This window comes from Novosphingobium sp., assembly GCF_019748365.1.
GTDB lineage: Bacteria > Pseudomonadota > Alphaproteobacteria > Sphingomonadales > Sphingomonadaceae > Novosphingobium.
Window position 1 is genome coordinate 1 of record NZ_JAIEPN010000194.1, and the last position, 7,513, is coordinate 7,513.

Below are 7,513 nucleotides of genomic sequence, written 5' to 3' on the forward strand. Positions count from 1 at the left end.
AGCACAGGCACGGCCTCGCCCCCGGAATGCAGCACGCCGCTGAGTGCGATCTGCAGGCGGATCTGCCGCTTGGGGAACGTGCCGCGCGACTCGTCGAGCAGCTGCTCTACGTCGATTTCCTGCGGAAAACGGAGCCCGGCATAGTCATCGGCATGCCAGATCAACTCGACCGCATAGCGATCGCCGGTCATCAGCTCGATGGCAAGCTCCTTCGCTTGCGGCAAGGGCGAGAAGAGGCGGATCTTGAGGCCCGTGGCCGAAGCATCGCGGATAATGCAGAGAAATTCTCGTCCATCAGCAATGATCTTTGCGCTGCGAATCAGCAAGGCATAGCGCGGTGCGGAGCGATGCTCCGAACCGGGGGGCGCACCCATCTGATTCTGTCGGGAGCTCCCCGGCAGCTGCTGATCCTGTGCCAAGCCTTGATTCCCCTCGCGTCCCCGTCCGGACCCTTCCGGACAGACACGCGCTCCGCTGTGCAAGCAGCCTTCTAACCCACTGATCATTGACATGTTGTTACCCGAGGTAAGGCGCCCCGGTTACCAAACCACTCAGGCTTCGGCTTTCTGGGCCTTGAAGATACGTGTCAGGGCTACTGCAGGTGTGTGGGCGGCGCCCGTTAGCCCCGGAGGCAGCACGTATTTGGACGTGGCCCTGAACGGGCTGCGCTGCGACGGTGGAAGAGCCTCATACGGCGAGGCAGACCCGCTGCGAACCTGCGGCGGGTCCGCACCACCTGGTACGGACGGCGGGACTCGAACCCGCACGAGCTGAGCTCAAGGGATTTTAAGTCCCCTGCGTCTACCATTCCGCCACGTCCGCGCATCAAGGGTAGACCCGGCGCGATGGCACAGAGCAGCAGTCACGGCAACGCCCGACGCGCTCCTCGCGCCGGTGGGTGCCGTCTGGACGCCGGGAAGCCGCCGGGATTACCCCCGGCCAGCCTGCCTTACTCGGCGTTGAGCCGCACGCGCATGTCCTTGCCGGGCTTGAAATAGGGCACGCGCTTGCCCGGAACCTCGACGGAGTCGCCGGTCCGAGGATTGCGCCCCTTGCGCGCGTCGCGCTCACGCGTTGAAAACGCGCCGAAGCCGCGCAGTTCCACGCGGCCGCCTTCGGCAAGGCGCTTCGCTATCTCGTCGAAGAACACGTCGACCACGCGTTCGATCTCTTCGCCGCGCATGCCTGGGCTCTGTTTGGCAAGCGCCTGCAACAATTCGGATCGGATCATCCGCATCCCCCCTACTTAGTTGCCGGAAACAACGGGTGCCCTTTGGGCTTGATCCGTGCCGCCGACATCACTCCTTCCGGGCGAGTCCCGGTCCGCTGGAGCTTCGCAAGTGTGCCAGAGCGTCGCCCGTGCGGCAACCCGTCAATCGTTATGCGGCAAGGGATTAGCACAAGGCGCGCTCAGGTTCGTTCCGGCTTGCCAAGCAGCGCTGCCGGGTCGAGATGAAGGCGCCGCATCCGCGCAGTGATTTCGGGCCATTCGTGGCGCAGGAAGGCTTCGCGTTCGCGCGCCCGCAGCGTCTCTGCCGCACCCGGTGCCACGAACATCCCGACGCCGCGCTGGACCTGCACGAGCCCTTCGGCCTGGAACTGCTGATAGGCCTTGGCAACCGTGAGCGGGTTCGCCGCTTCTGCCGCAGCAAAGGCCCGTACCGACGGCAGCATGGCACCTTCCGCAAACGTGCCATCCAGAATCGCGGCCGCAATCTGATCGCGCAGCTTCAGATAGACGGGCCGGCCCGCGGATGAGCTCGAAGATGCCATAGGTGATGCGGTGCCATAATACAGCGAGACGCGCAACCGAGCGTAACAAAATTTCACCCCTTTGGCGATTTCGCGACCTGCCGGATCCGGCGAGGCGCAGGTTGCGCACGAAACAACCTTGCGCCCTGATTCCGCTGGGAAACCTGTGACAACAACCTTTCCAAGACGCGGTTTGGCGCTAATCTTGCGGGCAAATTCCGCACAGGATGCGCGAGGGGAGCTTTTTCACACCATGACAGAATCGCCTGAAGCCGCAGTCGACGCCGCGACGATACGAGCCAAGCGCGATGCCAGCTGGTTTGGTCATCCGGCGCAGCTGGCGCGGCTGTTCACCACCGAGGCGATGGAGCGGTTCGGCTACTACGGCATGCGCGCGCTGCTCACGCTCTATCTCGCGCAGCATTTCCTGTTCAGCGATACGACGACTGCCGGCCTCTACGGCGGGTTCACCGCGCTGGTCTACCTCACCCCGCTGATCGGCGGGATGATGGCGGACCGGTTCCTCGGCTCGAAGCGTTCGGTCAAGTTCGGCGCCATTCTCATGAGCCTGGGCTATGCCGTGCTCTGCTTCTCGAGCACCGGCGGCGCGGCCAAGCCCTATGCCACGATCGAGGGCACGCGTTATGAAGTGACGGTCGAAGGCAGCGGCGAGGCCCGCAAGCAATATGTCAGCGACCATGGCACCATGCTGCGGATCAAGGGCAACGAAGACAAGACCGTCTCGCTCCTGCGTGAAGATGGCAGCGAGGCGCGCCGCATTCCGGCCGGCGGTTTCGAGGCGGGCGGCGAGCGCAATCCGCTCTATACCTTCCTCCTGATCGCCGGCCTTGCCTTCGTCACGGTCGGCAATGGTTTCTTCAAGCCGAACATCTCGACCATTGTCGGCGAGCTCTACGAACAGGGCGACCGGCGGCGCGATGCGGGCTTCACCATATTCTACATGGGGATCAACCTCGGCTCGCTGTTCTCGCAGATCCTCTGCCCGCTGCTGGCAGTGGGCATGGGTTCGTGGGGCGGGCTCGGCTGGTGGGCGGGCTTCGCGCTCGCCGCGGCCGGCATGGCGGTCTCGTGGCTGCTATTCCAGTTCGATGGTGGCAAGCTCGATGGCTTTGGCGAGCGGCCAACCGGCGCCAATCCCTCGCGCGACATGCTCGTCTATGCCGGCGCGATCCTGGCGATCCCGCTTGCCTATCTGCTGTTCGCCAACCTCATGGCCTATGTGAAGCCGCCCGAAGGCAGCGGTTTTGCCGGCTACATCGCCAGCCTGCCGATCATGGGCAAGATCATGTTCGGCACTTTCATCGTCGCAATCCCCGGCATCCTGCTGTGGTCGTGGCAGAATGGCGACAAGCGCGAGTTCGAGATGATGGTTGCGGCCATCGTGCTCATCACCTTCAACACCGTGTTCTGGACCCTGTTCGAACAGGCTGGCTCCTCGCTGACCCTGTTCGCAGACCGCAATACGGACATGAGCGTGTTCGGCCTGTTCTCGATTACCGCCGGGCAGACGCAGTTCTTCAATGCGCTGTTCATCGTCATGCTGGCGCCGGTGTTCTCGGTCCTGTGGGGAGCGCTGGCGACGCGCGGGCTGGAGCCGGGCATCCCGGTCAAGTTCGGCCTCGCGCTGGTTGGCGTGGGCGCGGGCTTCCTCTTCCTCGTGTGGGGCGCGCAGTTTGCCGGGCCCGATTTCAAGGTTGCGCTGTGGTGGCTCGCCGGGCTCTACCTGATCCACTCGATGGCCGAGCTGTGCATTTCCCCGGTCGGTCTCTCGATGGTCACCAAGCTTTCGATCGCCCGGATTGTCGGGCTGATGATGGGAACCTGGTTCCTCTCGATTGCGGTCGCGCAGTATGTCGCGGGCGTCGTTGCACAGTTCGCCAGCGTGGAGACGGTCGGCGGCGAAGTCACCAACCTCAAGGTGAGCCTTGAGACCTACGTCGGCGTATTCCAGACCATCGGCGAAGTATCGGCAGTGATCGGCCTGATCCTGCTGGCGCTTTCGGTACCGATGAAGCGGCTGATGCATGGTGTGAAGTGACGGGAATCAAGGCGATACGAGCGATGGGCCACATGGCCATGCATGGTCTGGCGGCGCTTGCCCTGCTTGCCTCGCCGATGGCTGGCATGGCGGAGACCAAACCGGCCCCGGCCACCGGCCCGGTCTGGCAGGAGAACCCCTATCCTTCCACCTACAAGCCCTATCCGGGCGACCCTACCGCAATCGTCGGCGCCACAGTGTTCGACGGCACGGGCGGCGAGATCGCGAACGGCACCGTCCTGCTCAAGGGCGGCAGGATCGTGGCCGTCGGCGATGCGCGGCTCGCGGTGCCCGACGGCTTCAGGCGCATCGACGGCACAGGCAAGTTCGTCACGCCGGGGGTGATCGACATCCACAGCCACCTCGGGGTCTATGCCAGTCCGCAAGTTGCCGCGCATTCGGACGGCAACGAGGCGACCGCGCCGACAACGCCGCAAGTCTGGGCCGAACACAGCGTCTGGCCGCAGGACCCTGGCTTCAGCCGTGCGCTGACCAACGGCGGCGTGACCACGATGCAGATCCTGCCGGGTTCGGCCAATCTGATTGGCGGGCGCTCGGTCGTGCTCAAGAACGTCTATGCGCGCACAGTGCAGGCCATGAAGTTCCCCGGTGCGCCCTATGGCATGAAGATGGCCTGCGGCGAGAACCCCAAGCGTGTCTACGGCGGGAAGGGCCAGATGCCCTCCACCCGCATGGGGAACATGGCGGTCGACCGGCAGACGTGGATCAGGGCCGCAGAATACCGCAAGAAGCGCGCCGAGGGCAAACTCACCGACCGCGACCTCGCGATGGACACGATGGCCGATGTGCTGGACGGCAAGATCCTCGTCCAGAACCACTGCTACCGCGCCGACGAGATGGCGCAGGTCATCGATATGGCCAAGGAGTTCGGCTACAAGGTTTCCGCGTTCCACCATGCGGTGGAAGCCTACAAGATCGCCGACCTGCTGCGCGACAACGGCATCTGCGCCGCGATCTGGGCGGATTGGTGGGGCTTCAAGATGGAAGCCTTCGATGCCATTCCCGAAAACGCCGCTCTTCTTGCTGATCAGGGCGCCTGCGTGATCATCCATTCCGACGACGCGAACGGCATCCAGCGGCTCAATCAGGAAGCCGCCAAGGCGCGCGCTGCCGGCAAGCGGATGGGGATCACGATTCCCGATGGCGAAGTGATCCGCTGGATCACGCTGAACCCCGCGAAGGCGCTCGGCATCGACAGGCAGACCGGCAGCCTTGCGCAAGGCAAGATGGGCGATGTCGTGCTGTGGAACGGCAATCCGCTGTCGGTCTATTCACGGCCCGAGAAAGTGTGGATCGATGGCGCCTTGCTGTTTGATCTCGGCGATCCGAAACGGCGACCGGTCAGCGATTTTGAACTGGGCCTGCCGGGTGAGGGAGACGTGAAGTGAAGCGGAGCGCTCTTCTCGCCGCCGTCCTGCTGCTGGCCGGTACCGCGCTTCCGGCCCGCGCTGCCGATGCGCCTCCAGCGCTGCCCTCCGGCGATTTTGCAGTAACGGGCGCCACGATCGCCGTCGGTGACGGCAGCGCGCCGATCCCGGGCGGGACCTTGGTCGTGCGGGGCGGCAGGATCGTTGCCGCTGGCAAGTCCGTGGCTGTCCCCGCCGGTATCCCGGTGATCGATGGCACCGGCAAATGGGTCACGCCCGGCCTCGTCACGGCGATGACTGATCTTGGCCTCGTGGATGTCGGCGCGGTCGACGAAAGCAACGACAGCTATGCCGGTACCGCGCGCTTTTCAGCCGGGCTTGACGTGTCGGTCGCGATTGATCCCGATGCACCGCCAGTCGCCATCAGCCGTGCCAGCGGGATTACCCGCGCGGGCGTGGCTCCGTTGGCCGCGAACGCGATCTTCGCGGGGCAGGGAGCCGTGATCGATCTGGCTGCGAACGGGCCGGGCATGGTCAAGTCGCGCGCGTTTCAGGTGGTCGAACTGGGCGAGCGCGGTGCGGAGCTTGCCGGTGGCAGCCGGGTCGCGGCGCAAGCGCTGCTGCGCAACGCATTGCGGGAAGCGCGCGAATTGGCACAGCGCAAGCCGGGCAAGGCAGCGGATGGCGATGCGCCAGGGCAGCCGACCGATGCGCTGCTAACCCGTGCCGATGCTGCTGCGCTGATCCCTGTCGTGACCGGCAAGCAGCCGCTGTTCGTCCATGTGGAGCGCGCAGCGGACATCCGCGGCGTGCTCGCTCTGGGCCGGGAGTTCCCGGCGCTGCGGCTGGTGATTGTCGGGGCCGGCGAGGGCTGGCGCGTCGCGGGCGAGATCGCACAAGCCAAGGTGCCGGTGCTGGCTAGCGCGCTGGCCGACCTGCCGAACACGTTCGAGACTCTTGCCGTCACCCAGTCCAATGTGGGCCGGATGACGGCGGCGGGTGTGAAAGTGGCGCTCGGCGGTTTCTACGAAAACGACCAGCCGCGCTATGCGCCCCAGTTTGCCGGCAATCTCGTCGGCCTGTCACGCTTGCCGGGAGCAACCGGACTGAGCTGGGGGCAGGCGCTCGCGGCCATCACGTCGATCCCGGCCGACATCCTTGGCGAGGGCGCGGTTTTCGGCAGTCTCAAGCCCGGACTCGCAGCGGATATCGTAATTTGGGACGGTGATCCGCTGGAGGTAGCGTCCGCTCCAGTTACAATATATGTTGCCGGAAGTTTGCAATCATTGGTCAACCATCAATCCCGGTTGCGTCAGAGATACCGACGTTCCACGGAGGGGGCTTTGCCCAAAGCGTACGAATGAGCCCGCGAAGCCGTCGCATTGTGTAAGAAGAACGAAGAACACGGAAGAGGACCGAACCGTGGATACAGCAACTGTGATGCTAGCTGTAGGCATGTCCGCATTTGTCGGAACACACCTCCTGATGTCCCATCCCTGGCGCGCCTCGATGGTTCGCCTCATGGGGCAAGGCGGGTTTCTGGGCTTCTATTCCATCATCTCGCTGGTCACGTTCAGCGCTGCGGTGATTGCTTTCGGCAAGGCACCGTCCTTGCCGCAGCTCTGGGACGGGCAAGCCCTGGTGCCATGGATCCTCGCGTCGCTGCTCACCCTGGTAGCGTCGGTGCTGTTTCTGGCCTCGCTCGTCGGCAATCCGGCGTTGGCAGGCACGGATGTTGCCGGCTTGTCGACGCGGCTGCCGAGCGGTGTGTTCAAGGTCACCCGGCATCCAATGATGTCGGCCTTCACGCTCTGGGGTGTTGCGCATATCATCGTGGCACCGAGCGTGCGCACCATGATCCTCGCCGGCGGCGTGATCGCGCTGGCGGTGATCGGCTCGATCGGACAGGACGCCAAGAAGGCGGCGCTTCATGGCGTGGACTGGAAGGTCTGGATGCGGCGCACATCCTTCCTTCCGAACCCTGCCGCTTTCGGCGAGCTCAAGCTCTACTGGATCGCCGCAATCCCGGTCTGGATGCTGCTGACCTGGCTGCACCTCAAGATGGCATTTATCCCGGCAGGCCTCTGGATCTGGCTCGAACAGTATTGAGACAACTGGCCGCGCGCGGCTAGGCCCTTGCTTCCTGGACGCCAGCGCTGTTGTGGCGGAGGGCCTTGAGCACGGTATCGACGATCTGGGGGGCGTTGAGGCCTGCGGTGTCGTACTGCTTGTCGGGGGCGTCGTGGTCCTGGAACACGTCGGGCAGGCGCATCGTGCGGATGCGCAGGCCGGCGTCGGTCAGGCCCTCGTCGCT

The 7,513-nt window shown here is 64.6% G+C and carries 8 protein-coding genes and 1 tRNA gene; 4 read left to right on the forward strand and 5 right to left on the reverse strand.

Annotated elements, in window-relative coordinates:
- The 4 genes from K5Q19_RS20805 to K5Q19_RS20820 all read right to left on the reverse strand — a co-directional run.
- Positions 1–374, reverse strand: a 374-nt coding sequence (locus K5Q19_RS20805; protein WP_292949215.1) for a PilZ domain-containing protein, incomplete at its 3' end; no start/stop codon positions are given.
- A 363-nt stretch (positions 375–737) separates the two neighbouring features.
- Positions 738–822: transfer RNA gene (locus K5Q19_RS20810), tRNA-Leu, on the reverse strand.
- 127 nt (positions 823–949) lie between these two features.
- Positions 950–1,231, reverse strand: a complete 282-nt coding sequence (locus K5Q19_RS20815) for an integration host factor subunit beta (RefSeq protein ID WP_072384737.1) — start codon at positions 1,229–1,231, stop codon at positions 950–952.
- 179 nt (positions 1,232–1,410) lie between these two features.
- Positions 1,411–1,773: a GntR family transcriptional regulator gene (locus tag K5Q19_RS20820; RefSeq protein WP_292949219.1), complete on the reverse strand. Its 363-nt coding sequence runs from the start codon at positions 1,771–1,773 to the stop codon at positions 1,411–1,413.
- Between the two features lie 232 nt (positions 1,774–2,005).
- Between K5Q19_RS20820 and K5Q19_RS20825 the strand changes: the two genes are divergently transcribed.
- The 4 genes from K5Q19_RS20825 (at position 2,006) to K5Q19_RS20840 (ending at position 7,308) form a co-directional block, all read left to right on the forward strand.
- Positions 2,006–3,811 carry a peptide MFS transporter gene (locus K5Q19_RS20825; RefSeq protein ID WP_292949220.1) on the forward strand — a complete coding sequence of 602 codons (1,806 nt, stop codon included), beginning with the start codon at positions 2,006–2,008 and terminating at the stop codon, positions 3,809–3,811.
- A gap of 77 nt (positions 3,812–3,888) precedes the next feature.
- Complete coding sequence (locus K5Q19_RS20830; protein ID WP_292949226.1) at positions 3,889–5,220, forward strand: amidohydrolase; 1,332 nt, start codon at positions 3,889–3,891, stop codon at positions 5,218–5,220.
- Complete coding sequence (locus K5Q19_RS20835) at positions 5,217–6,563, forward strand: amidohydrolase family protein (RefSeq protein WP_292949222.1); 1,347 nt, start codon at positions 5,217–5,219, stop codon at positions 6,561–6,563. Before K5Q19_RS20830 ends, K5Q19_RS20835 begins: the two co-directional genes overlap by 4 nt.
- Positions 6,564–6,639: 76 nt before the next feature.
- The gene (locus K5Q19_RS20840) at positions 6,640–7,308 is read left to right on the forward strand and encodes an NnrU family protein (protein ID WP_365760456.1); all 669 of its coding nucleotides are present in this window, start codon (positions 6,640–6,642) and stop codon (positions 7,306–7,308) included.
- Positions 7,309–7,327: 19 nt separating this feature from the next.
- Here the strand turns inward: K5Q19_RS20840 and K5Q19_RS20845 are convergent.
- Positions 7,328–7,513 (reverse strand): hypothetical protein (locus K5Q19_RS20845; RefSeq protein ID WP_292948035.1); only part of this gene is annotated, 186 nt, incomplete at its 5' end.

Excerpts from the sequence above, each read along its gene's own strand:
- K5Q19_RS20815 (WP_072384737.1), bottom strand. The coding sequence starts at position 1,231 with ATGATCCGATCCGAATTGTTGCAGGCGCTTGCCAAACAGAGCCCAGGC.
- K5Q19_RS20820 (WP_292949219.1), bottom strand. The coding sequence starts at position 1,773 with ATGGCATCTTCGAGCTCATCCGCGGGCCGGCCCGTCTATCTGAAGCTG.
- K5Q19_RS20825 (WP_292949220.1), top strand. The coding sequence starts at position 2,006 with ATGACAGAATCGCCTGAAGCCGCAGTCGACGCCGCGACGATACGAGCC.
- K5Q19_RS20830 (WP_292949226.1), top strand. The coding sequence starts at position 3,889 with ATGGCTGGCATGGCGGAGACCAAACCGGCCCCGGCCACCGGCCCGGTC.
- K5Q19_RS20840 (WP_365760456.1), top strand. The coding sequence starts at position 6,640 with ATGCTAGCTGTAGGCATGTCCGCATTTGTCGGAACACACCTCCTGATG.